The sequence below is a fragment of the Mesorhizobium sp. WSM3873 genome, from assembly GCF_001672445.1.
GTDB lineage: Bacteria > Pseudomonadota > Alphaproteobacteria > Rhizobiales > Rhizobiaceae > Mesorhizobium.
Window position 1 is genome coordinate 1 of the sequence record NZ_LYTM01000028.1, and the last position, 22,906, is coordinate 22,906.

Here is a 22,906-nt window from a genome sequence, read left to right on the forward strand (position 1 = left end):
GGCGATTGTCTTCGCCGCTGCGGCCAGGATCACCTGCCTTTCCCGGCAACAGTCCTTCGATACGCTGCCATTGCGCGCTGCTCAGTTCATATCGACGTGCCATCCACCGCTCTCCAGATCGAATCTGGAAGCCTATGAATCATGCATCAACGCGATTTTGAATCCTGAATGTCCATTGGTCCTAGAGCAGTCACCGACCGGCCAGCCTGTGAGCAGCAAAATTCTTCAGCTGCGCTTCGGCGCCCCTGTTCACTCGCCCAATATCACACCGGAGGCGACAATCTGCGCGGTTCGGGCGGTGAGCTTCTCGCGCTTTACAAGCGTGGGCTTTTTATAGGGCGTTTTCATCTCACCGTTCCGGGCAACCAGGCTGCCTGTGCTGGTCAAGACTGTGAACGCGCTGGCACTGCTTGCGTTCCGCAGGGCGCGTTGGCGGGTTGGAGGTGAGCCCTCTAGTGTGGGCGCGCTCGCTGCACCGGTGGCGCCGCATTTGCCGATATAAAGTCTGCTCCAGTGCCTTGCGGGCCCCGCTTGTAGATCAGCCGAATGACAAGTCCGGCATATCCAATCTGGAGAATAATCATCGCAAGCATAGCGCAGCCAAGCGCCTTCCAGGCGGAGCCGGTTTGCAGCCCGACCCAGATTGCGACCGTGAACGAACTCGCGAACATGCCCACCAGAAATTGCGGAAAATACATCGCCAGTACCCTCGACCCTTAAAGCGCCCGCCGCTCCATCGCGGAGCGGCGGGCCCCCCAAAATACCCCCCGGCTACCGAGGCACAGTCCACCCCGGCATTGCTGACAGTGCAATTGCGATGCCAGACACGGTGGCCCATTACGGGACACCTATGCCGTTGATGCAAGGCGTTGGCGCCGATTAATATTAACCGTGGCTAATATGCAACCCTGGGGGCCGTGAGAGACCAACTTCTGTGAGTTGTGGTCAAGCCGATGGCCGGCTAGCGCCGCTGAAACGCCACGCGAGATTTAGCGGCTTCAACCGCGCGCCAGCAGCGCCTCGACTTCCTGGAGCGTCGGCATGGAAGGCGCGGTGCCCGGCCGGGTCACCGAAATGCCTGCGACGGCACAGGCGAAGCGCACCGCCTCCAGCGGCTCGACGCCCTTGGCAAGCGCCGCCGCAAGTCCACCATTGAAGGCGTCGCCCGCCCCCGTGGTTTCGATTACAGGGCCGGCACTGACGGCGCCGACGTGATCGGATCGCTCCCTGGTGTGCAGCAGCGCGCCCTTCTCGCCAAGCGTCACGATCACGGCGCCGACGCCCTTTGCCAGCAGGCTGTCGGCGGCGCGGCGGGCATCGTCGACCGAAGAGACGGCGATGCCGGTCAGCCCTTCGGCCTCGGACTCGTTGGGTGTGACGTAGTCGCAAAGCGCGTAGATGCTGTCCGGCAGGGTGGCGGCCGGCGCTGGGTTAAGAATGGTAGTCACCCCTGCCCCGTGCGCAATTTGCAAGGCTTTCAGCGCCGCGTCGATCGGCTGCTCGAGCTGGGTGACGAAGACGCCCGCCGAGCGGATCAGGTCGGCATGCGCCTCGATGTCAGCGGACGAGATCAGCATCGCAGCACCCGGGCTGACGATGATGGCGTTGTTGCCGCTGCCCTCCTCGACAAAGATATAAGCCGCCCCGGTGTAGCTGTCCGGCGTGTCGATGACCGCGCTCTTGACGCCCGCATCCTTCCACGTCTGCTTGGCCATGTCGGCGAAGGCATCGATGCCGAGCCGGGTCAGGAAGGTGATGTCGGCGCCGAGTTTGCCGGCTGCGACCGCCTGGTTCGAGCCCTTGCCGCCGGGTCCGAGCTTGAACGAATTGCCGAGGATCGTCTCGCCCATGCGCGGCTGGCGGTCGGCGCGATAGGCGGTGTCGGCGACGAAGACACCCAGGATGACGACTGGCTTGCTGGCGGACATCTCCTTACTCCGCATCCGGCGGAATGACGCCCTTGCGGAAGGCAAAGCAGCCATAGAAGCGGCGCTCACCAGTCTGGATAACGCAATAAGCCTTCTTGGCCCGCTCGTAGAAGGCGTAGCGCTCGATCGAGATCATCGGCCAGGGTTTGCCCTCAGCCGCGTCGATCTCCTGCTGCACCTCCTTCTGCACCGGCGGGATCTCGTTCGGCTTGCCGACGATCTCCATGCGCGCGGCCGCGTCGTTGACGAAGCTGTCCAGCGGATAGAGCGACAGCACCGCCTTCACCACTTCGGCCGCCGGCGCATCGATGCGCAGCAGCTTGCCGAGCACCGTCTGCTTGGCGACGGAGTCGGATGGGAAATTGGTGTCGGCGATGATCAGGTCGTCGCCGTGCCCCATCGCCCGCAGTGCCTGGAGCACGTCGGCGTTGAGCAGCGGATTGATCCCTTTGAGCATTGGGTTTCCTCGATGTGTGTTTGCGGTCAGAGACGCTTGCCGGTCCCTGCGTCGAAGAGATGGACATGGTCGAGCCGCGGCCTGAGCTTCAGCGTATCGCCAGGCTTGAAGTCGTGACGCTCGCGGAACAGCGCCACCATCTCGCCCTCGCCGAAGCGCACGAACACCAGCGTTTCCGAGCCGGTCGGCTCGACCACCGAAATCGTGGACGCCACACCGTCGGGATGGATCTCCAGATGCTCGGGACGGACGCCATAGACGACGGCCTGGCCGTCCGCCGCGGCGATGCTGGCAGGCATCGGAAAGGCCGAGCCTGCTATGTCGACCTCCGGCCTTTCACCCTTCTTCACCGTGCCCTTGAGCAGGTTCATCGCCGGCGAGCCGATGAAGCCCGCGACGAACAGGTTGGCCGGCCGGTCGAACAGTTGCAGCGGCGCGCCGATCTGCTCGATGCGGCCGTCGCGCATCACCACAATCTTGTCGGCCATGGTCATGGCCTCGATCTGGTCGTGTGTGACGTAGATGGTGGTGGTCTTCAGCCGCTGATGCAGTTCCTTGATCTCGGTGCGCATCTGCACGCGCAGCTTGGCATCGAGGTTTGAGAGCGGCTCGTCGAACAGAAACACCTGCGGGTTGCGCACGATCGCGCGGCCCATGGCGACGCGCTGGCGCTGGCCGCCGGAAAGCTGGCGCGGATAGCGCTTGAGATAGGGATTGAGGTCGAGGATGTCGGCCGCACGCTTCACCCGCTCGGCGACGATGGCCGGATCGGTGCCGCGCAGCTTCAGCGCGAAAGCCATGTTCTGCTCCACCGTCTTGTGCGGATAGAGCGCGTAGTTCTGGAACACCATGGCGATGTCGCGCTTGGCCGGCGGCAGGTTGTTGACGATGCGGTCGCCGATCGAAATCGTTCCGCCGGAAACCGTTTCCAGCCCCGCCACCATCCGCAGCAGCGTGGACTTGCCGCAGCCCGAAGGGCCGACCAGGACGACGAATTGACCGTCGGCGATATCGACGCTGACCTCATGTAGAACCTTGACGGTTCCGAAAGCCTTGGCCACATTGGCGATCGCGACTTGAGCCATTGTCTCCCCTATCTTTTTTGGTGAAGCTAGCCATTGCCAACGGCAAGGGCAAGTCGGTATCTTATAGATAAAAAGCCAATCTTGTTGACAAGGTAATCGATTACGCGAATAGTGACGAGTGCCAATCCGAATGCCGGTCCTTATCCCGAAAATCGGATCTCCAGGCGACGCAGGGTGGGGTCCCACGCTGCCCTATGGTATAGGAGAACCGCAGACGTTTCGACGTCCGAGAGATTGGCAGAATCAATTCACGACTGAAGTTCTGGGAGGAACCTTGAGATGAGAGTCGATCTTTACGAAAAACTGGTGCGCACCGGGGCGACCCGCCGCGATTTGCTGAAGGGCGCGGCCAGCATGGCGGCGCTCGCAGCGGCGTCCGGCACGGGGCTTGGCGCGCTGACCAGGCCGGCGGCTGCCGCCGACGACCTGCGCGCGAAAATCCTGCAGATACCCGGCGTCGGCAAAGGCCAGCCGACGGACGCCGACTTCCAGAAAGTCGGTGAGCTCTGCCTGGAAGCGACCAAGGCCAACGTCAAGCAAGGCGAGTTCGCCGGTGTCGAGCTCACCTTCATGGGCCTCAACAACCAGAACCTGCACAACGTGCTGTTCCGCGGCTTCCTGAAGCCGTGGGAGGCCTATACCGGCGCCAAGATCAGCTGGATCGACCTCGCCCAGGCCGACTACAACGCCCGTCTGCAACAGTCGATCGCGACCAAAACCGTCGACTTCGACATCATCGAGATGGGTGCGCCCTTCGAGGGCGACGTCTGCGGCAAGGGCCTCACCTCGGAGATGCCCGACTGGGTCAAGAAGCAGATCGACATGGACGATCTCGTCAATTACCTCAAGCCGCCGGTCGGCACCTGGGACGGCAAGCAGTATCGTGTGACCATCGACGGCGATACGCACAACTTCAACTACCGCACCGACGTATTCTCCGATCCCGACCTCGCCAAGGCTTGGAAGGAGAGCGGCGCGACGACCGAATGGGGCGTGCCCAAGACCTGGCAGGAAGTGCAGGCCGTCACCAAGTTCCTCAAGGGCAAGCAGTTCAAGGGCCAGGACGTCTATGGCTATCTTGACGCGCCCAAGCCCTGGGGCGGCTTCGGTTTCTACTTCCTCGGCAGCCGCGCCTCTGCCTATGCCAAGCACCCCGACGACAAGGCCTGGCTGTTCGACCCGGATACGATGAAGCCGCGCATCAACAACCCGGCTTGGGTGCGGGCCATCCAGGACGTCATCGACGCCCTGCCCTCGGAGCCGCCGGATCAGATCAACGCCGATCCGAACACCACCGGCTTCCAGCAGTTCCTGGCCGGCACGGGGTCGATGATCCCGTGGTGGGGCGATATCGGCTCCAACGTCAAGACCAACGACTCTTCGGTCATCGGCGACGTCACCGGCTTCTCGATCCTGCCGGGCTCGGACGACGTCTACAATTCGAAGACCGGAAAGTGGGACAAGCTGGCCAGCGGCCCGAACTATGCGCCGAACTGCGCCTATCTCGGCTGGGGCGTCTACGTCATGGCCCGCGTCGACAGCGACGAGAAGAAGAAGAAGGCGGCGTGGTCGGCGGCGGCCCATCTCGGCGGCAAGGATCTGTCGCTGTGGTGCGCGGCCTATCCTTCCGGCTTCCAGCCCTACCGCAACTCCCATTTCAACATTCCGGAATGGGTGACGGCCGGCTATGACGAGGCCTTCATCACCTCCTATCTCAAGTCGGAGGGCGACTCCTACAACCATCCGAACGCCGCGATCGAGCCGCGCATCCCCGGCATCTTCCAGTACTACAGCGCCGCCGAGGATATTCTGGCCAACACCTTCGCCGGCAAGATGAAGGCGCAGGAAGGTGCGGATGCCATCGCCGCCGCCTGGGAGAAGCTGACCGACCAGATCGGCCGCGAGAACCAAATCAAGCTCTACAAAGCCTCGCTCGGCATGTAGGCTGTCCCATGAGAAGTCGCGGCCCGGCGACCTCGTCGCCGGGCCGCATGTTGACCGGCAATGGCCGGTCATTTGGACTTCCAGCAATTCCAGGAAAAGCGTGAAGCGGTTTTCCTCCGGAATTGCATCCAAGCAAGGTAGAGGCGAGAGGCGTGGCTGAGCAGACTTCAACCGCCAATGCATGGCCGGCTAACTCCGCAGCGATCGATCTGATTCCGCCCGGCCGCAAGCGCCTCGGCTGGGCCCTGATGATCGCCGCGACGCTCGTGCTGCTGGCGACGATCGTCATGCAGATCCTTTACAAGACTGAGGTCGACACGATCGGCTTCTATACCTGGCGTCCGGTGGTCTACGCCTATGTGCTGTGGGGCGTGGCGCTCGGCGCCTGGCAAGTGCTGACGCGCGGCGAGGACGGCCAGCGCGCGCTGTTCCTGCTGCCGGCGCTGCTCTTCACCGTCGCCATGGTGATCTTCCCGACGCTGTTCGGCTTCTATATCGCGCTGACCGACTGGAACCTCAGCTCCTTCGCTGGCCGCAGGTTCAACGGTCTCGACAATTTCTGGCAGATGCTGGCCGACCCCTACTACCGCAACGCGCTCTTCAACATGGTCCTCTATGTGCTGGCGGTGCTGGTCGAATATGTCATCGCCTTCGGACTGGCGCTGCTGCTCAACGCGCAGATCCGCGCCAGAAAATTCTTCCGTGTGGTCTTCCTGCTGCCGCTCATGCTGTCGCCGGTGGCGGTCTCCTGGATGGTTGGCAAGTCGCTGATGGAATACCGGTTCGGACCGGCATCGACGCTGGCGCGCCATCTCGGCTGGGACAATCCTGCCTTCTTCTCCGACCCGATCATCGCGCGCATCTCGATCATGGTGCTCGACGCCTGGACCTTCATTCCGTTCATGATGATCATGCTGCTCGCCGGCCTGCAAGCGATGTCGCGCGAGGTGATCGAGGCGGCGCGCGTCGACGGCGCGACGACGTGGCAGACCTTCTGGCAGGTTACTTTCCCGCTGATGCTGCCGGTGTCCGTGACGGCGGTGATCCTGCGCATCATCTTCAAGCTGAAGCTCGCCGACATCATCATTACGGTGACGTCCGGCGGGCCCGGCGGCGCCACCGATTCCGTTTCGAGCTTCATCTACCGCGAATATCGCGACCGTTCGAATGTCGGCTACGGCACCATGCTCGCCATGGTCTATCTGATCATCATCGTCGTGTTCGTCACCTGGCTGCTGAAGCTCGCCAGTCGCTTCGTGCGCAACGTCAACTGAGCGTCCATATGAGCGTCCAGACCACCGAATATACCGTTTCCGATATCCGCTCCCCGGCGGCCTTCCTCGCCAGCCGCGTCTTCATCTATGGCGCCCTGGTGTTCTGGTCCTTCGTCTGCCTGTTCCCGATCTATTGGACGATCACCACTTCGTTCAAGTCGGCGGTCGATGTCACGCAGGGGCACCTCATCCCCTTCGTCGACTTCCAGCCAGACTGGAAGGGCTGGCGCTCACTCGGCCTGTCGCCGGATTCGATCGTCCAGACCTCGACGGTGCGCGACGAGTTCCTGAAACGCTTCATGAACTCGGTCATTACCTCTGTCGGCGCGTCGAGCCTCGCCATCATCATCGGCAGCCTCGCCGCCTATGGCCTGACCCGATACCGCTACAAGTTCGCCTGGTTCAAGAACGAGGACATCTCCTTCTTCTTCCTCTCGCAGTTGATCCTGCCGCCGGTGGTGCTGGCGCTGCCCTTCCTGGTGCTTTACCGCGAAGTGGCCCTGCTCGACACCCGCATCGGCCTTGTGCTCCTCTACACGCTGATGGTGCTGCCGATCGTCATCTGGATCATGCGCGACCAGTTCAACTCCATTCCCGTCGAGCTCGAGGAGGCGGCACTCGTCGACGGCCTGTCGATCTGGGGCGCCTTCTTCCGCATTGTCATGCCGATCGCGCTCCCCGGCATGGTCGCCGCCTTCATCCTGGCGATGGTGCTCTGCTGGAACGAATATTTCTTCGCCGCCCTTCTGACGTCGACGGATGCCAAGACCATCCCCGTGATGGTGGCGAGCCAGACCGGCTCGCAAGGTATCAACTGGTGGTCGATGGCAGCCCTGGCGACGGCAGCCATCACGCCGCTGGCGATCATCGGCATCGCGCTCGAACGCTATCTGATCATGGGCATGACGGCCGGTTCGGTGAAGTAGCCGCCTTCCCCCTTCTTGTGGGAGAAGCGAGCTAGGCCCGCAATATCGCCCGCAAATGCTCGAGGATCATCGCCACACCCTTCCGGCCCAGCTCGGCCGAGGCATCTGATGCGCCTTTTGTGTACCAGCCGGTATTGTCCGCGAAATGACCGGCATCCACCGCTTCGGGACATAGCGCCTGCATCAGCGATGTCTCGCCGATGCCGGCATGGTCGAACGGATATTTGCCGGTCATTGTGGCCGGCATCAGCGGGTGCACCTGCACCCAGTTGAAGACGTTCTCGCCCTGGGCATGGCCAGCATAGTAGTCGACCATCTTCTCCGAGCCCCACCAGCCCTCGCCGCGTTCCTTCTCCAGGAAGCGGAAAATCGCCTGCCGGCCGGCGGTCTTGAAGGCGAGATCGGTCGGCATGCCGGCGACGAAATTCTCGGTCTGGTGATGGATGATGGCGTGAATGTTGCGGAAGCCGATGCGCAGCAGGCCATAGAACAATTCCTCCGCAAAGGGCGCCAGCACCGGACCGCCGACCTGCACCGAGCCGCTGCCTTCCGGCGGCGCCACGGCATAACTCGCCGCGCCATAATAGAAGGGCGGCAGGATGACGATGTCCCGCTCCTTCTCGATAAGCTCGAGCGTCTTGATGACGGCCAGCGTGTCCATGCCGACCGCCATGTGCTCGCCATGGTATTCGAGCACCCCGAGCGGCAGCGCGACCGGCCAGTTCTCCTCGATCGCCTTGCGGATCTGGTGCGGCAGCATCAGTTCGTAGCGCATGTCCTACTCCATGTTGGTGTGCCGGGCGCGCATCGTCTCCGGCGTTGCGCCTGTGAGCGCCTCGAGTTTCAGCACCATCACCTCGAACAACAGGAAAAGCGCTGCCTCGAACAGCGAGCCCATCGGCAGCACCGAGCTTCTGGCGGCGCCTTGGTCGCTCGCCATGGTCTGGGCCGGAACGAGCAGCGTGAAGTCCGCAAGCTTTGCCGCGCTGCCCGCCGGTTCGGCCGTGAGCAACACCACCTTGGCGCCGGCCTCCCGGGCCACGCGCATCAAGGTGAGAACGGTGGCGGTCTCGCCCGGTCCGGAACTCGCCAGGAATACATCGCCCTGGCCGAGTGGCGGCGTGGTCATATCGCCGACCACCGAAAACCGGCAGGCCGAGATGGAAGAGCCGCATTGCGAAACCCTTGACCTGCAGCGCTTCGCGGCCGCAGCCATAGACGACGATCTTGCCAGCGCCGGCGAGCATTGCGCAGGCGGCGTCAACCCGACCGTCATCGATGCGCCCCAACACGGCGCCGAGCTCGCCCAGCGCTGTCGCAAACAACTCCGATCCGGCTTGCGTCATGGCTGCCTAATCCTGTCTGCCGATGTCTTGATAGGCATGCGGCTTTGCGGTCGCGTTCGGCGCGAAACGCTTGTTTTCGTTCATGCTATCACCGCGAAAATTCGTGTCCAACGAGCCTCGGCGCTTTTGCTGTGCCACCGGCGTGATAGTGTCATGTCAGACAAATCAATCCAGGACATCGTGCGGATATGAAGACACGGCATTTCGACCGCATCGGCAATGGCGGCATCACCTTCACCGAGCTTGGTTTCGGCACCGCGCCGCTCGGCAATCTCTACCGCGCCGTCTCGGACGAGGATGCCAATGCCACGCTGCAGGCGGCATGGAAAACCGGCTGCCGCTATTTCGACACTGCTCCGCTCTATGGCCTCGGCCTTTCCGAAACCCGGCTCAACCCCTTCTTGCGCGGCAAGAAACGCGACGACTATGTGCTGTCGAGCAAGGTCGGCCGCCTCATGCGCGTCTCTGCGCCCGACCAGCGAACCGGCATCGGCAAGTTCTTCGAGACGCCCTCGCGCCGGGAAGTCTACGACTACAGCTACGACGGCGTGATGCGTTCCTTCGAGGCCTCGCTGGAGCGTCTCGGCGCCGACCGCATCGACATCCTTTATGTGCACGATGTCGACATCTTCACCCATGGCAGCAAGGAGGCTTCCGACCGGCGCATCGAGGAGTTCATGTCTTCGGGCTATTACGCGCTGCTCGCGCTGCGTGACCAGGGGGTGATCAAGGCTTTCGGAGGCGGTATCAACGAGTGGCAGGTTTGCCAGACGCTCGCCGAGCGCGGTGATTTCGACCTCTTTCTGCTCGCCGGCCGCTACACGCTGCTCGAGCAGGATGCGCTTGCGAGCTTCCTGCCGCTCTGCGAGCAGCGCGGCATCGGCATCGTTCTTGGCGGGCCCTACAATTCCGGCATACTGGCGACAGGGCCGAAGCCCGGCGCCTTCTACAACTACACAGAGGCGCCAAAAGACGTGCTCGATCGCGTGGCACGCATCGAGGCGGTCTGCAAGCGCCATGGCGTGCGACTGATCGAGGCGGCGTTGCAGTTCCCGCTGCGGCACCCTTCCGTGATGTCGGTAATACCCGGCGGCCAACGGCCGGCCGAAGTCGAAAGCAACCGTGCACTGCTCGACGTGAAGATCCCGGCAGCATTGTGGGCGGATCTCAAGCAAGAAGGCCTGATGCGCGCCGACGCGCCTACCGGCTGATGCCACACATATGCCCCTGGCGCGGGTCACAAAAAGGAAGAGCCGGGCAAGCCCGGCTCATCTGATCTTAAAAAGAAAAGGTCCTAGTTGACCGCGTCCTTGAGGCCCTTGCCGGCCGAGAACTTCGGCACGGTGCGCGCCGGAATCTTCACTTCCGCGCCGGTCTGCGGGTTGCGGCCGGTCGAAGCAGCACGTTTTGACACGGTGAAATTTCCGAAGCCGACAAGCCGGACATCGCCGCCCTTCTTCAGTTCGCCAGTGATCACAGAGAACACCGCATCGACGGCGGACTGCGCATCAGCCTTCGAAATGCTTGCGGAGTCGGCGACGGCGGACACCAGTTCGTTCTTGTTCATAAAAATTCCCTTCCATGAGAAAACCGGAACTACGACTCATCCGGCAGGAAACGGACTTTAGAAAGAAGCGTTCCGGAACCCAAGCCGAAAACCGCAGAATTCCGGGCTTTTTTCCACTTTTTCGGAGATTTTTCACATGAAAAAGCCGGGCTGAAAGCCCGGCTCTCTCTTTGTGCATTGCAACCTTAGAAGAAACTAATGCGCAAGCGACTTGCCGGCGTCGTCGCCGGCGTCCGCGCCGGCCGGCGGATTGACCGGCTCGACCCATTCGATCGGCTCCGGCATCCTGACCAGCGCGTGCCTCAGCACCTCGCCGACCCGCGACACCGGAATGATCTCCATGTTGTTCTTCACATTGTCCGGGATCTCCGCCAGGTCCTTGGCATTGTCTTCCGGGATCAGCACCTTCTTGATGCCGCCGCGCAGCGCGGCAAGCAGCTTCTCCTTCAGGCCGCCGATCGGCAGCACCCTGCCCCGCAGCGTCACCTCGCCGGTCATTGCCACATCGGCGCGGACCGGAATACCCGTGAGCACGGACACGATCGCCGTCACCATCGCCACACCCGCCGACGGGCCGTCCTTGGGGGTCGCGCCCTCCGGCACGTGGACGTGGATGTCGCGCTTGTCGAACAGCGGCGGCTCGATGCCGAAATCGATGGCCCGCGAGCGGACGTAAGAGGCCGCTGCAGAGATCGATTCCTTCATCACGTCGCGCAGGTTGCCGGTCACCGTCATGCGTCCCTTGCCGGGCATCATGACGCCCTCGACGGTGAGCAGCTCGCCGCCGACTTCCGTCCAGGCAAGACCCGTGACGACGCCGACCTGATCGTCGGCCTCGACCTGACCGAAGCGGAAGCGCGGCACGCCGAGATAATCGGCGAGGTTGTCGGCCGTGATCTTCACCGTCTTCTTCTTCGTCTTCAGGATCTCGGTCACCGCCTTGCGCCCGAGCTTCATCAGCTCGCGCTCGAGGCTTCTGACGCCCGCTTCACGGGTGTAGGTCTGGATGATGCCGCGGATCGCGTCCTCGCCGACCGAGAACTCGTTCGGCTGCAGCGCGTGATCGCGGATCACCTTCGGCATCAGGTGCCGCTTGGCGATCTCGATCTTCTCGTCCTCGGTGTAGCCGGCGATGCGGATGATCTCCATGCGGTCCATCAGGGGCGCAGGGATGTTCAGCGTGTTCGCCGTCGTCACGAACATCACGCTCGACAGGTCGTATTCGACTTCGAGGTAATGGTCCATGAACGTCGAGTTCTGCTCCGGATCGAGCACCTCGAGCAGGGCCGACGACGGATCGCCGCGGAAGTCCTGGCCCATCTTGTCGATTTCGTCGAGCAGGAAGAGGGGGTTGGACTTCTTGGCCTTCTTCATCGACTGGATGACCTTGCCGGGCATCGAGCCGATATAGGTCCGCCTGTGACCGCGGATCTCGGCCTCGTCGCGCACGCCGCCGAGCGCCATTCGGATGAACTCACGCCCCGTGGCCTTGGCAATCGACTTGCCGAGCGAGGTTTTGCCGACGCCGGGCGGGCCGACGAGGCACAGGATCGGACCCTTGATCTTCTTCTGACGGCTCTGCACGGCGAGATACTCGACGATGCGCTCCTTGACCTTGTCGAGGCCGAAGTGATCGGCGTCGAGCACGTCCTGGGCGTAGCCGAGATCCTGCTTGACCTTGGAGTTCTTGCCCCACGGGATCGACAGCAGCCAGTCGAGATAGTTGCGCACGACCGTCGATTCAGCCGACATCGGCGACATCGACCGCAGCTTCTTCAACTCGGCTTCCGCCTTCTCGCGGGCTTCCTTGGAGAGCTTGGTCTTCTTGATGCGCGCCTCGATCTCGGCAGCCTCGTCGCGGCCGTCCTCGCCCTCGCCAAGCTCCTTCTGGATCGCCTTCATCTGCTCGTTGAGGTAGTACTCGCGCTGCGTCTTCTCCATCTGGCGCTTGACTCTGCTGCGGATGCGCTTCTCCACCTGGAGCACGGAGATCTCGGCTTCCATGAAGCCCATCGCCTTCTCGAGACGCTCCTTGACGGAGAGCGTGGCGAGCATCTCCTGCTTCTCGGGAATCTTGATGGCCAGGTGCGAGGCAACCGTGTCGGCGAGCTTGGAATAGTCGTCGATCTGACTGGCGGCACCTACCACTTCGGGTGAGATCTTTTTGTTCAGCTTGACGTAGTTTTCGAAGTCGGTGACGACCGAGCGGGCAAGCGCCTCGATTTCGACCTCTTCCTCCTCCGGCTCGACCAACGCGGTGGCGCGGGCCTCGTGGAAGTCGGCACGATCGGTGAACGAGACGATCTTGGCGCGCGAGGCGCCCTCGACCAGCACCTTCACGGTGCCATCGGGAAGCTTCAGGAGTTGCAGCACATTGGCGAGCGTGCCGATGTCGAAAATCGCATCGGGCTCAGGATCATCGTCGGCTGCGTTCATCTGGGTGGCAAGCAGGATCTGCTTTTCCTGACCCATCACTTCTTCCAGCGCCTTGATCGACTTTTCACGCCCGACAAAGAGCGGGACGATCATGTGCGGGAACACGACGATGTCGCGCAGTGGGAGGACTGCAAACACGCCGTCGCCGGAAGCCCTGGATATTTTGGCCATTGTCCAACCTTTCATGTCGCGGCCGCTAATTGAGCCAACCGCGAATCTTATATTAACGACCGAGCGTCGTTCCGCCTACCACCGTTTGTGACGGGAATTTTACAGCGCAGAATTCTGGCCCTCGGCCTTCCGCTGTTAGGTGGATGCGGGCGGTGCAAAGATCAAGGGTTAGCATGCTTTGATCAGCCACTCCATCACCTACAGGTAAGCCCCTCACAGCAAAACGGCGCCACACGGGCGCCGTTCCATGAAAATTTGCCGGATCAGTGCCATTTCAGGCGCTGACATTGCCCTTCTTTTCCTTCTGCTCGGAATAGATGTAAAGCGGCCGGGCGTTACCCGAGACCACCTCTTCCGAGATCACCACCTCACGCACGCCTTCCAGCGCCGGAAGCTCGAACATCGTGTCGAGCAGGATCGCTTCCATGATGGAACGCAGGCCGCGCGCGCCGGTCTTGCGCTCGATGGCGCGCTTGGCGATCGCCGACAGCGCGTTCTCGTGGAAGGTGAGATCCACATTCTCCATCTCGAACAGCCGCTGATACTGCTTGACCAGCGCGTTTTTCGGTTCCGTCAGGATCTGGATCAGCGCCGGCTCGTCGAGGTCCTCGAGCGTCGCCAGAACCGGCAGACGGCCGACGAATTCCGGGATCAGGCCGAATTTCAAAAGATCCTCGGGCTCGACTTGGCGGAACAGGTCGCCGGTGCGGCGATCCTCGGGCGACGCCACGGTTGCGCCGAAGCCGATCGAGGTCTTGCGGCCGCGATCCGAGATGATCTTGTCCAGTCCGGCAAAGGCGCCGCCGCAGATGAACAGGATGTTGGCGGTGTCGACCTGCAGGAATTCCTGCTGCGGGTGCTTGCGGCCGCCCTGCGGCGGCACGGAGGCCACCGTGCCTTCCATGATCTTCAACAGCGCTTGCTGAACGCCCTCGCCCGAGACGTCGCGGGTGATCGACGGGTTGTCCGACTTGCGCGAGATCTTGTCGATCTCATCGATATAGACGATGCCGCGCTGGGCACGTTCGACATTGTAGTCGGCCGACTGCAAGAGCTTCAGGATGATGTTCTCGACGTCCTCGCCGACGTAACCGGCTTCGGTCAGCGTCGTGGCGTCGGCCATGGTGAAAGGCACGTCGATGATGCGGGCGAGCGTCTGGGCGAGCAGCGTCTTGCCGCAGCCGGTCGGGCCGATCAGCAGGATGTTCGACTTTGCCAATTCGACGTCGTTGTTCTTGCCGGCATGCGCGAGGCGCTTGTAGTGGTTGTGGACGGCCACCGACAGCACCCGCTTGGCGTAGGGCTGGCCGATGACATAGTCGTCGAGAACCTTGAGGATCTCCTGCGGGGTCGGCACGCCCTCGCGCGACTTCACCATCGAGGTCTTGTTCTCCTCGCGGATGATGTCCATGCACAGTTCGACGCATTCGTCGCAGATGAAGACGGTCGGACCGGCGATCAGCTTGCGCACTTCGTGCTGGCTTTTGCCGCAAAACGAGCAATAGAGCGTGTTCTTTGAATCGCCGCCGTTGTTGCTAACTTTGCTCATTTTTCTGTCCTTTCACCGCCTGCCAGCCGATGGTCTGGCCGCATTGGCGTCTCACCAATCTATCGCAGGAATCCGCCGGCGCCAGTGTCCCGGCTCACACAGCGCATTCCGTCCGAAACACAATCAGAAAACGCGACAATGATTCGCAGCAACCCCATGCAAAGCTAAGCCGTCGAAAATCAACATAGCCTTAACGTAGGCAATCCCGAACCTTGAGGGAACAGGCAATTGTGGCCGAAATGCCGCAAGCCGCGCCAAAAGCGCGTTATCCCGCCATTCAGCCGCCAATCAGAGCCTATGCGGCGGGGGTTTCGCCAAGTTCGCGCGTCGTGATGACCTTGTCGATCAGACCAAACTCCTTGGCCTCGTCGGCGGTCATGAAATGGTCGCGGTCGAGCGTCCGCTCGATCTCGTCATAGCTCTTGCCGGTGTGCTTGACATAGACCTCGTTCAAGCGGCGCTTCAGCTTGATGATGTCCTGCGCATGACGTTCGATGTCCGACGCCTGGCCCTGGAAGCCACCGGACGGCTGATGGACCATGACACGGGCGTTCGGCGTGGCAAACCGCATATCCTTGTGGCCGGCGCAAAGCAGCAACGAGCCCATCGAGGCTGCCTGGCCGATGCAGAGCGTCGATACCGCCGGCTTGATGAACTGCATGGTGTCGTAGATCGCCATGCCCGATGTCACCACACCGCCCGGCGAGTTGATGTACAGGTTGATTTCCTTCTTGGGGTTCTCCGCCTCGAGGAACAAAAGCTGTGCACAAACCAGCGTCGCCATCCCGTCCTCGACCGGGCCGGTGATGAAGATGATGCGTTCCTTCAACAGGCGGGAGAAGATGTCGTAGGCACGCTCGCCGCGATTGGTCTGCTCGACCACCATCGGAACGAGGTTCATGTAGGTTTCGACGGGGTTCTTCATGGACTACCCTTGTTGGATGGATTCCGGCGCCGTAGACCTGAGCAATCGGGCGGAATCGGTTCTGGATCGTTGAATCCTAAATAGGATGCCGGCTCACCCTAGCGCAAGGCCGCCCCTCCTAGCCATCTGGTTAAGTCGAAGCAAGCGGCTCGGCCCAAGGAAATGCTGCAGGTTGCGCCGGAGATGGCCCTTTGCCCGAAATGCCAGGGCGCTACCCGGCCGCCACGGTAGCAGTTTCTTAACCGCGCTGCTTAACGACAAGCCGTGAAATCCCCGTCCATGGCGGACCTTCCGATACGCTCCCGCGTTGAACCGGCGTCCTTTTTTCAACGGGTGAACGTCATGTTTAGCCAGAGTTCCTTTTGCACGAGTTCCTTTTGCAAGAGCTCCCTTCGCAAGGGTGCCGCATCGCTCGCCTCGACCAGCCTCGCAATGCTTACCGCCGTGTCGCAGGCCGCGGCCGGCGGCCGCACGCTCGAATGCTACGAGCCGGTGCATCGGCCGGCGATCTACGACACGGTCTATGAAGACGTGATGGTGAGCCCCGGCGGCCAGCTCGTCCACTATGACCCGCCGATCTACGGCACGACCGAGAGCATCGAACAGATCGCCACGCCTCGCATCAGCTATGAAGTCGTACCGGCCGTGACGCGCACCGTCTATCACACGGTCAAGGTGGATGACGGCGGCTATGCCCGGGAATGGCGGGTCATCAACGGCCGCAAGGTGCTGTGCAAGGTGTGGCGTAAGGCGCGCTACGCGCGGGTTGCCACAACGGTCATCGTCGAGCCGGAGCGCGTCCGGCGCGTCGTCCTTCCGGCCGAATACGAAGGCGTCGCCCGCGAGGTGCTGGTGCGGCCAGGAGAGCGGCGCATCACGGAAATCGCGCCCTCATACCGGAGGGTGGCGCGGCGGGTGGTGGTGCGGGAAGGCTCGACCGACTGGCGGCGGGTGCATATCCCGCGGCACTGCGTGGACTAGCCGGAAAATCACGCAGGGGTGTTTCCGACCGGGGCGGCATGGCGAGCCCGGCCGGAATGCCGGCTTAGGCCAGGTCGACGTCGAGGATCGCCATCGAGAAATTATAGTCGCCGTCGTCCTCGTCCTTGAAGACGATGCCGAGGAATTCGTCACCGACATAGACCTCGGCAGAGTCTTCCTTGCGCGGGCGCGCCTTCACCTGCAGCTTGGGATTCTGGAAGACGCGTTTGAAGTAGGCGTCCAGCTTTCTGATTTCGTCTGGCTTCAAAAGTCTTCTCCGAATGCGGCTGTTCGTTGGAACGCGCTTCTGACACGCCGACGATGGCGATGTAAAGGCAAGCCGGCAGCATAACACGCCACAACCGGCGTCGGGAACGGCGACCGGACTCCGGCCACTGGCGATGACCGCAGAATCAGATGTCGAAGCTGACGACGTGGTCCATCGTCTGCGAGGGCAGGAGCTGGTCCATCTGCCGCGAGGGCTGGTCGCAGCCGGTCTCGCCGACGACGCGCGCCGGCACGCCGGCGACCGTCTTGTTGTGCGGCACGGGCGACAGCACCACCGAGCCGGCCGCGATCTTGGAGCAATGGCCGATCTCTATGTTGCCGAGGATCTTGGCGCCTGCGCCGATCAGCACGCCGCGGCGGATCTTCGGGTGGCGGTCGCCACTGGCCTTGCCGGTGCCGCCCAGCGTCACCCCGTGCAGGATCGACACATCATCCTCGATGACGGCGGTCTGGCCGACGACCAGACCCGTGGCATGGTCGAGGAAGATGCCCTTGCCGATGCGGGCGGCCGGATTGATGTCGGTCTGGAACACCGAGGACGAGCGGCTCTGCAGGTAGAGCGCAAAGTCCCGGCGGCCCTGGTTCCACAGCCAATGCGCCAGCCGGTGCGTCTGGATGGCATGAAAACCCTTGAAATAAAGCACCGGCATGATGAAACGGTCGCAGGCTGGATCACGGTCGTAATAGGCCTGGATGTCGACGCGAACCGTCGAGCTCCATTCCGGATCGTCGGCAAGCATGGCCTTGAAGGTCTGGCGGATGAGATCGGAACCGATATCCTGATGTGCCAGGCGCTCGGCCAGGCGGTGAATGATCGCTTCTTCCAGGCTCTCCTGGTTGAGGATGGTGGAATAGAGGAAAGCAGCCAGTAACGGATCGCGGTTTACCGCTTCCATCGCCTCATCCCTGATCGCGCGCCAGATCGGGTCGACCGGCTGCACCATGCTGGGGCGGGCTATCGTAACGCTGTTCATCGACGGTCTCCGGCCTGCTCATTCATCCGGCGGCACATATAGGCCAGATCATAACACGGTTGAACTCAATTTTCCTTAGTGCTTTGTCAAATGGACTTGGTTCACCGAGATTCAAGCGGCGATGGAAAACGAACCCTTGATCGACGATGCGCTGAAAAGCGAGCTTGCCGCGCTCTATCAGAGCGCGGATCGCCACTACCACGGCTTGCCTCACATCGAAGCAATGCTGGCGTTGGCAGCCGAACACCGGCACCTTCTTGACGATCCAGAAGCAGTCGAAGCGGCGATCTGGTTCCATGACGCGGTCTATGACAGCCGCGCCAAGGACAACGAGGCAAAGAGCGCCGCGCTGGCAGAAAGGAAGCTCTCCGGCCGCACCGACCCGGCCCGGCTTGCCCGGATTCTGGCCATGATCAGCGCCACCGCCACGCACCAGTTGCCGCCGCTCGAAGATGAGGGTGCCGCGAGCGATGCCGCCCTTTTCCTCGACATGGACCTCGCGATCCTCGGTGCCGACCCGAACCGCTTCGACGCTTACGAGAAGGCGGTCCGGCGCGAATATGGCTGGGTCGAGGAACCGATGTGGCGCGCCGGCCGCGCGGCTGTCCTGACGAGCTTCCTGGCCCGTCCACATATTTTCTACACACAACCGTTTCGCGATCGGTTCGAGGCGCGGGCCAGGGAAAATCTGGTCCGATCGCTGCAGGTCTTGGAAGACCAGTCTCAACAGACCTGATCGCCACGCCAAACGTGAACGCCTCTGGGATGACCGACACCATGGAAAACAACTTCTTCCAACCCGTCGACGCCGCCCAGGTGCCGCGATTTGCCGGGCTTTCCACCTTCATGCGGCTGCCGGCGGTGCCGAACGCGAAGGGGCTCGATATTGCCCTTGTCGGGATTCCTTGGGATGGCGGCACGACCAATCGGGCCGGCGCCCGCCACGGCCCACGCGAAATCAGGAACCAGTCGAGCCTGATGCGCCGCGTCCACCACGTGTCGGGAACCGAGCCGTTCAGCATTGCCAATGTCGCCGATGTGGGAGACCTCTCGGTCAATCCGATCAACTTGCTCGACGGCTTGAAGCGCATCGAGGACGGCATCGCCGCGATCATTGCTGACAGCGCTCTTCCTTTGGCCGCCGGAGGCGATCATCTGACGACCTTGCCGGTGCTGAGCGCCATCGCCCGCAAGGGCCCCGTCGGCATGATCCACTTCGACGCGCATTCCGACACGAACGACCGCTACTTCGGCGAGAATCCCTATACACACGGAACGCCCTTTCGCCGCGCGATCGAGGAAGGGCTGCTCGACCCGAAGCGGGTTATCCAGATCGGAATTCGAGGCTCGATCTATGAGCCGGGCGAACACGACTGGGCGACCGCTCAGGGCGTGCGCATCGTCTATATGGAAGAGTTCGTCAAACGCGGCGCCGCTTCCGTCATGCAGGAAGCACGCGATCTTGTCGGCGACAGCCTCACTTACGTGACCTTCGACATCGATTGCATCGATCCGTCGATGGCCCCTGGCACCGGCACGCCGGAGCTCGGCGGCTTCACCACCCGCGAGGTGCAGGAGCTGGTTCGATTGCTCGACGGATTGAATTTCGCCGGAGCCGACGTCGTCGAGGTCGCGCCTCCTTTTGATATTGGCGGCATGACGGCGCTTGCCGGCGCGACCATGATGTTCGAGCTGCTTTGCGTCATGGCGAAATCCATCGCCGACAGGAGAACGCGCGGCTAAAGCATTCTCCCCGAAGTGCTTCCAGTTTCGGGAAAAGGACATCGCAAAGGTCAAAAGCAGGTCGCGTTTTGCGCAACCTGCTTTAGACGCGTCGCCGCCCGCAGCGGACGGTATGGGTCAGAGCGGATTTTCGGCGTAGAACTCCAGCACGCGCTGCTTGAAGCTCTTGTCGCCGACGGCGAGCATGTGGTCGCGGCCCTCGATGCGAAAAGCCTCTGCGTGGGGCATCAGCGCGGCAAGCTCGTCGGGCGAGCCGGCGATGTCGTCCTTGGTCCCGACGGCAATCAGGGTCGGCTGGGCGATCCGCGCGACATCGTCCTCGCTCATTGACGCGCGTGAGCCGACTATGCAGACGGCCAGCGCCCGGCGGTCGCTGCGCGTCTGGTCGGCGAAGGCGCGAAACGAGCGGCCGCGCGCATGGCTGATCGTACCAGGATCCTCGGCCAGAAGCGCATCGGCGATTGGATCCCAGTCGCCGACGCCGTCGACAAGACCGATGCCGAGGCCGCCGAACACCAGCGTCGCCACCTTGTCCGGATTGGACAACGCCATGAAGGCGGATACCCGCGCGCCCATCGAATAGCCCATGACATGGGCGTGCTCGATGCCGAGGTGATCGAGCAGCGCGGCCGCGTCCGAGGCCATCTTGGCCGGCGTGTAGTCCGCCTCCTGGTAGCTCTTCGTCGAAGAACCGTGGCCGCGATTGTCGAGGGCGATGGCGCGGTACCCCGCGTCGTTCAGCGTCTTGAACCAGCCCGGCGAGACCCAATTGACGTAGTGGCTGGAGGCGAAGCCGTGGACCATCAGCACCGGATCGCCCTGACCGGACGCCGGCGGGCGGTCGAGGTAAGCGAGTTCGAAGCCGTCATGGGAAAAATATTGCATCTGGCGCAGCCGCGGTCAGTTGGAGCCGGCGCCCGAGGTCTTATCGATCGCTGGGTGACGCAGGAGATCGCCGTCCTTCAGACCGTCCTTGGCGGCCGTTCCCGCCTTCAGCTCAAGCACAAAGCTTACCGGCTGTCCGGGCGAGATGATCGCCTCCGATTCCGGTTCGCCACGCTTGACGGCCTTGATCCTGCCGTCCTGGCCGATAAAGACCAGGTCGAGCGGCATCGGTGTATTCTTCATCCAGAAATTCACCTCAGCGGGCCGCTCGAACACGAACAGCATGCCGTGATCGTCGGCCATGTCCTTGCGGTACATCAGCCCGGCCTCGCGTTCTTCCGAGCTGTCGGCTATCTCGATTGAGAAGGAATGCTTGCCGGAGCCGGTGATCGCGACGAGCCGCGTCGGATCGGCAGGCAGCATCATCGCCTGACCGTCCGCCGAACTCGGTCTCAAGGCGCTGAAAATGGCGGCCAGAGCGATGGCGGCGCAAAGCGCGCCTGCGGTCAGCCAGTTGCGATGAGCCATGTGATACCTCGTCCAGGCCCTGTCCTAGACCATGATCCGAGCGAGTGGAACTGGTTTTTGGACAGGAACGGCCTTGCACCGGGCAGGGCATCCCGATCGTATCGAGAGAGCCCGATGCATGTCGCCCAAAACTGCCAAGCGGTTTTGGCGAACCTGCATCAAGCAAAAAATAAAGTGCGTCGGGCCGCGCTTTAATGCGAGACCGGCAAGGTGCCCATATCGGGGTGTATTTCGGCGGCCATAAGGCCTTTGTCGCCGCGTCCGAAACGGACCAGAACGACCTGGCCGGGCCTCAGCTCGGTAATGCCGTAGCGGCGCAGCGTCTCCATATGGACGAAGATGTCCTCGGTGCCCTCGCCCCGGGTCAGGAAGCCGAAGCCTTTGGTGCGGTTGAACCACTTCACCAGCGCCCGCTCGAGCCCGCTCTCGGCAGTCACGGTGACATGCGTGCGCTGCTCCTGCTCGGCCGGATGCACCGCTGTCGAGGCGTCCATGGAAAGAACCCGGAACGCCTGCAGGCCACGCTCGCCCTGCTTGACGAGACAGACGACGCGCGCGCCTTCCAGCGCGGTCTGAAAGCCATCTCTTCGAAGACATGTCACATGGAGGAGAATATCACCCGAGACGCCGTCGTCCGGAAGAATGAAGCCGTAGCCCTTGGCCACGTCGAACCATTTGATAGCGCCGGCGATTTCGACAAGCCCGGCGGAGTCGCCGCCACTGTCTCGCGTCAAGGCGTCGTCAAGGCTTCCGTCCCGCCTCGTAAAAGAGGCTTTTTCCCCCATAAGAACGCCCCTTTTCCAACTGCAACCGCTAGTGATTCTTGCCATCAGATTAACACTGCGGCTTCCGGGGTGTGCAAGACCTGACGTGCCTTTTTTCACCGTTGAGCACCGGAAAGCCTCAATTGTTGTTTACCGGCGCGGCCTGAAGCGCAAAGGGGCGGCTGAAATCGATCCCTCCATCGGTTTTGTCGGACGATTGCCCTTTGGCGGAGCGGCTCCTATGGTGCGCCGCAAACGTAACGCCGCGAGGAATCCGATATGCGCTATCTTCACACAATGGTCCGCGTCGCCGACATCGATCAATCGCTCGATTTCTACTGTAACAAGCTCGGCCTCAAGGAAGTGCGTCGCTACGAGAACGAGCAGGGACGCTACACGCTGATCTTCCTCGCCGCGCCCGATGACGAGCAAAGCGGCATTGCAGAGAAGGCGCCGCTGGTCGAGCTGACCTACAATTGGGATCCGGAGGAGTACAAAGGCGGCCGCAACTTCGGCCACCTCGCCTATGAGGTCGACGACATCTACGCCACCTGCCAGAAGCTGATGGACAATGGCGTGACCATCAACCGGCCGCCGCGCGACGGCAACATGGCCTTCATCCGCTCGCCGGACGGCATCTCCATCGAGCTGCTGCAGAAAGGCCCGGCCAAGGCAAAGGCGGAGCCATGGGCCTCGATGTCGAATACGGGAAGCTGGTAGGCGCCTGCCCCTCCCGGGGATTTGACCGGCCGGTCTATGGCGTTTTGCCGGATCGCGCCTATCTAAGCGCTTGTGGCGCCAGCCAGATCAGGCTGGCGCTTTTCTTGATCCGCCGGGAGAATTTCATGCCGACCAGCCGCGCCGACGTCGCCACTGAAAACGCCAGCCGCTATCTGCAGCAGCTCTGCAAGCACTGGGCGCACAAGTTCCCGGTCGAATTCGACCCGCATCACGGCGCCATCCAGCTCTCGCTCGGCCGCACCGTGATGGATGCAGACGGCAAGGCTCTCCACATCGCGGTCGCCGCTGACGACGCCGCCTCGCTCGAGCGGCTGGAAACCGTGGTCGCCGACCACATCAAGCGCTTCGCCTTCCGCGAGGAGCTGACCTTCGACTGGCAGAAGGCTGCCTGAAA

The 22,906-nt window shown here is 62.3% G+C and carries 22 protein-coding genes and 2 pseudogenes; 9 read left to right on the forward strand and 15 right to left on the reverse strand.

Features of this window, described 5'->3' with window-relative positions; all coding sequences use genetic code 11:
* The 4 genes and pseudogenes from A9K71_RS32655 to ugpC form a co-directional block, all read right to left on the reverse strand.
* A pseudogene (locus A9K71_RS32655) lies at positions 1–103 on the reverse strand (IS5/IS1182 family transposase); the annotation flags it as partial.
* A gap of 895 nt (positions 104–998) precedes the next feature.
* Positions 999–1,928, reverse strand: a complete 930-nt coding sequence (gene rbsK / locus A9K71_RS18385) for a ribokinase (protein ID WP_066998826.1) — start codon at positions 1,926–1,928, stop codon at positions 999–1,001.
* 4 nt (positions 1,929–1,932) lie between these two features.
* Positions 1,933–2,385: an RbsD/FucU family protein gene (locus A9K71_RS18390; protein WP_066998829.1), complete on the reverse strand. Its 453-nt coding sequence runs from the start codon at positions 2,383–2,385 to the stop codon at positions 1,933–1,935.
* A gap of 26 nt (positions 2,386–2,411) precedes the next feature.
* Positions 2,412–3,470 carry a sn-glycerol-3-phosphate ABC transporter ATP-binding protein UgpC gene (gene ugpC / locus A9K71_RS18395; RefSeq protein ID WP_066998832.1) on the reverse strand — a complete coding sequence of 353 codons (1,059 nt, stop codon included), beginning with the start codon at positions 3,468–3,470 and terminating at the stop codon, positions 2,412–2,414.
* Between the two features lie 279 nt (positions 3,471–3,749).
* Between ugpC and A9K71_RS18400 the strand changes: the two genes are divergently transcribed.
* The 3 genes from A9K71_RS18400 (at position 3,750) to A9K71_RS18410 (ending at position 7,614) form a co-directional block, all read left to right on the forward strand.
* Positions 3,750–5,414, forward strand: a complete 1,665-nt coding sequence (locus tag A9K71_RS18400) for a sugar ABC transporter substrate-binding protein (protein ID WP_066998835.1) — start codon at positions 3,750–3,752, stop codon at positions 5,412–5,414.
* Between the two features lie 152 nt (positions 5,415–5,566).
* Entirely contained in the window at positions 5,567–6,688 is a 1,122-nt protein-coding gene (locus A9K71_RS18405) for a sugar ABC transporter permease (RefSeq protein WP_095779633.1), read from the forward strand.
* A gap of 8 nt (positions 6,689–6,696) precedes the next feature.
* Positions 6,697–7,614 carry a carbohydrate ABC transporter permease gene (locus A9K71_RS18410; protein WP_066998838.1) on the forward strand — a complete coding sequence of 306 codons (918 nt, stop codon included), beginning with the start codon at positions 6,697–6,699 and terminating at the stop codon, positions 7,612–7,614.
* 31 nt (positions 7,615–7,645) lie between these two features.
* Here A9K71_RS18410 and A9K71_RS18415 read toward each other — a convergent pair whose 3' ends face one another.
* On the reverse strand, positions 7,646–8,389 hold the full coding sequence (locus A9K71_RS18415; protein ID WP_066998843.1) for a creatininase family protein: 744 nt from the start codon (positions 8,387–8,389) through the stop codon (positions 7,646–7,648).
* Between the two features lie 3 nt (positions 8,390–8,392).
* A pseudogene (hxlB, locus tag A9K71_RS18420) lies at positions 8,393–8,960 on the reverse strand (6-phospho-3-hexuloisomerase).
* 188 nt (positions 8,961–9,148) lie between these two features.
* Between hxlB and A9K71_RS18425 the strand changes: the two are divergent.
* The gene (locus A9K71_RS18425; protein WP_066998847.1) at positions 9,149–10,171 is read left to right on the forward strand and encodes an aldo/keto reductase; all 1,023 of its coding nucleotides are present in this window, start codon (positions 9,149–9,151) and stop codon (positions 10,169–10,171) included.
* 83 nt (positions 10,172–10,254) lie between these two features.
* Here A9K71_RS18425 and hupB read toward each other — a convergent pair whose 3' ends face one another.
* From hupB to clpP, 4 genes are all read right to left on the reverse strand, one after another.
* Positions 10,255–10,527: a DNA-binding protein HupB gene (gene hupB, locus A9K71_RS18430; protein ID WP_027166452.1), complete on the reverse strand. Its 273-nt coding sequence runs from the start codon at positions 10,525–10,527 to the stop codon at positions 10,255–10,257.
* Between the two features lie 195 nt (positions 10,528–10,722).
* Complete coding sequence (gene lon / locus A9K71_RS18435; RefSeq protein ID WP_066998851.1) at positions 10,723–13,134, reverse strand: endopeptidase La; 2,412 nt, start codon at positions 13,132–13,134, stop codon at positions 10,723–10,725.
* Between the two features lie 274 nt (positions 13,135–13,408).
* Positions 13,409–14,683: an ATP-dependent Clp protease ATP-binding subunit ClpX gene (gene clpX / locus A9K71_RS18440; RefSeq protein ID WP_059185169.1), complete on the reverse strand. Its 1,275-nt coding sequence runs from the start codon at positions 14,681–14,683 to the stop codon at positions 13,409–13,411.
* Between the two features lie 295 nt (positions 14,684–14,978).
* Positions 14,979–15,608 (reverse strand): ATP-dependent Clp endopeptidase proteolytic subunit ClpP, encoded by a 630-nt coding sequence (clpP, locus tag A9K71_RS18445; protein WP_066998854.1) that lies wholly within the window; start codon positions 15,606–15,608, stop codon positions 14,979–14,981.
* A gap of 432 nt (positions 15,609–16,040) precedes the next feature.
* Between clpP and A9K71_RS18450 the strand changes: the two genes are divergently transcribed.
* Positions 16,041–16,589, forward strand: a complete 549-nt coding sequence (locus A9K71_RS18450) for a hypothetical protein (RefSeq protein WP_066998857.1) — start codon at positions 16,041–16,043, stop codon at positions 16,587–16,589.
* Between the two features lie 64 nt (positions 16,590–16,653).
* Here the strand turns inward: A9K71_RS18450 and A9K71_RS18455 are convergent, their stop codons facing one another.
* Both A9K71_RS18455 and cysE read right to left on the reverse strand, forming a co-directional pair.
* Complete coding sequence (locus A9K71_RS18455; RefSeq protein ID WP_040969488.1) at positions 16,654–16,857, reverse strand: DUF3126 family protein; 204 nt, start codon at positions 16,855–16,857, stop codon at positions 16,654–16,656.
* 145 nt (positions 16,858–17,002) lie between these two features.
* A complete protein-coding gene (cysE, locus tag A9K71_RS18460) occupies positions 17,003–17,851 on the reverse strand; it encodes a serine O-acetyltransferase (RefSeq protein ID WP_066998859.1) in 849 nt (282 codons plus the stop codon).
* 121 nt (positions 17,852–17,972) lie between these two features.
* On the opposite strand from cysE, the gene A9K71_RS18465 reads away from it, so the two are divergent.
* Positions 17,973–18,587 carry a hypothetical protein gene (locus A9K71_RS18465; protein ID WP_066998862.1) on the forward strand — a complete coding sequence of 205 codons (615 nt, stop codon included), beginning with the start codon at positions 17,973–17,975 and terminating at the stop codon, positions 18,585–18,587.
* A 41-nt stretch (positions 18,588–18,628) separates the two neighbouring features.
* Positions 18,629–19,594: an agmatinase gene (gene speB, locus A9K71_RS18470; RefSeq protein WP_066998952.1), complete on the forward strand. Its 966-nt coding sequence runs from the start codon at positions 18,629–18,631 to the stop codon at positions 19,592–19,594.
* 117 nt (positions 19,595–19,711) lie between these two features.
* Here speB and A9K71_RS18475 read toward each other — a convergent pair whose 3' ends face one another.
* The 3 genes from A9K71_RS18475 to A9K71_RS18485 form a co-directional block, all read right to left on the reverse strand.
* Positions 19,712–20,479 (reverse strand): alpha/beta hydrolase, encoded by a 768-nt coding sequence (locus A9K71_RS18475; RefSeq protein WP_066998865.1) that lies wholly within the window; start codon positions 20,477–20,479, stop codon positions 19,712–19,714.
* Positions 20,480–20,494: 15 nt separating this feature from the next.
* Entirely contained in the window at positions 20,495–21,007 is a 513-nt protein-coding gene (locus A9K71_RS18480) for a DUF192 domain-containing protein (protein ID WP_066998868.1), read from the reverse strand.
* 191 nt (positions 21,008–21,198) lie between these two features.
* Positions 21,199–21,792: a cold-shock protein gene (locus A9K71_RS18485; RefSeq protein WP_066998870.1), complete on the reverse strand. Its 594-nt coding sequence runs from the start codon at positions 21,790–21,792 to the stop codon at positions 21,199–21,201.
* Positions 21,793–22,050: 258 nt separating this feature from the next.
* Between A9K71_RS18485 and gloA the strand changes: the two genes are divergently transcribed.
* Positions 22,051–22,491: a lactoylglutathione lyase gene (gene gloA / locus A9K71_RS18490; protein ID WP_066998873.1), complete on the forward strand. Its 441-nt coding sequence runs from the start codon at positions 22,051–22,053 to the stop codon at positions 22,489–22,491.
* A gap of 125 nt (positions 22,492–22,616) precedes the next feature.
* A complete protein-coding gene (locus tag A9K71_RS18495; RefSeq protein ID WP_066998954.1) occupies positions 22,617–22,904 on the forward strand; it encodes a DUF2218 domain-containing protein in 288 nt (95 codons plus the stop codon).
* The last annotated feature ends 2 nt before the right edge of the window (positions 22,905–22,906 follow it).

Bases quoted from the DNA above. Each gene is read 5' to 3' on its own strand.
- lon (WP_066998851.1), bottom strand. From the start codon at position 13,134: ATGGCCAAAATATCCAGGGCTTCCGGCGACGGCGTGTTTGCAGTCCTC.
- speB (WP_066998952.1), top strand. From the start codon at position 18,629: ATGGAAAACAACTTCTTCCAACCCGTCGACGCCGCCCAGGTGCCGCGA.
- A9K71_RS18480 (WP_066998868.1), bottom strand. From the start codon at position 21,007: ATGGCTCATCGCAACTGGCTGACCGCAGGCGCGCTTTGCGCCGCCATC.
- gloA (WP_066998873.1), top strand. From the start codon at position 22,051: ATGCGCTATCTTCACACAATGGTCCGCGTCGCCGACATCGATCAATCG.
- ugpC (WP_066998832.1), bottom strand. From the start codon at position 3,470: ATGGCTCAAGTCGCGATCGCCAATGTGGCCAAGGCTTTCGGAACCGTC.
- A9K71_RS18410 (WP_066998838.1), top strand. From the start codon at position 6,697: ATGAGCGTCCAGACCACCGAATATACCGTTTCCGATATCCGCTCCCCG.
- clpP (WP_066998854.1), bottom strand. From the start codon at position 15,608: ATGAAGAACCCCGTCGAAACCTACATGAACCTCGTTCCGATGGTGGTC.
- A9K71_RS18450 (WP_066998857.1), top strand. From the start codon at position 16,041: ATGCTTACCGCCGTGTCGCAGGCCGCGGCCGGCGGCCGCACGCTCGAA.
- cysE (WP_066998859.1), bottom strand. From the start codon at position 17,851: ATGAACAGCGTTACGATAGCCCGCCCCAGCATGGTGCAGCCGGTCGAC.
- A9K71_RS18390 (WP_066998829.1), bottom strand. From the start codon at position 2,385: ATGCTCAAAGGGATCAATCCGCTGCTCAACGCCGACGTGCTCCAGGCA.
- A9K71_RS18425 (WP_066998847.1), top strand. From the start codon at position 9,149: ATGAAGACACGGCATTTCGACCGCATCGGCAATGGCGGCATCACCTTC.
- hupB (WP_027166452.1), bottom strand. From the start codon at position 10,527: ATGAACAAGAACGAACTGGTGTCCGCCGTCGCCGACTCCGCAAGCATT.
- rbsK (WP_066998826.1), bottom strand. From the start codon at position 1,928: ATGTCCGCCAGCAAGCCAGTCGTCATCCTGGGTGTCTTCGTCGCCGAC.
- clpX (WP_059185169.1), bottom strand. From the start codon at position 14,683: ATGAGCAAAGTTAGCAACAACGGCGGCGATTCAAAGAACACGCTCTAT.
- A9K71_RS18475 (WP_066998865.1), bottom strand. From the start codon at position 20,479: ATGCAATATTTTTCCCATGACGGCTTCGAACTCGCTTACCTCGACCGC.
- A9K71_RS18495 (WP_066998954.1), top strand. From the start codon at position 22,617: ATGCCGACCAGCCGCGCCGACGTCGCCACTGAAAACGCCAGCCGCTAT.
- A9K71_RS18400 (WP_066998835.1), top strand. From the start codon at position 3,750: ATGAGAGTCGATCTTTACGAAAAACTGGTGCGCACCGGGGCGACCCGC.
- A9K71_RS18415 (WP_066998843.1), bottom strand. From the start codon at position 8,389: ATGCGCTACGAACTGATGCTGCCGCACCAGATCCGCAAGGCGATCGAG.
- A9K71_RS18485 (WP_066998870.1), bottom strand. From the start codon at position 21,792: ATGGGGGAAAAAGCCTCTTTTACGAGGCGGGACGGAAGCCTTGACGAC.
- A9K71_RS18465 (WP_066998862.1), top strand. From the start codon at position 17,973: ATGGAAAACGAACCCTTGATCGACGATGCGCTGAAAAGCGAGCTTGCC.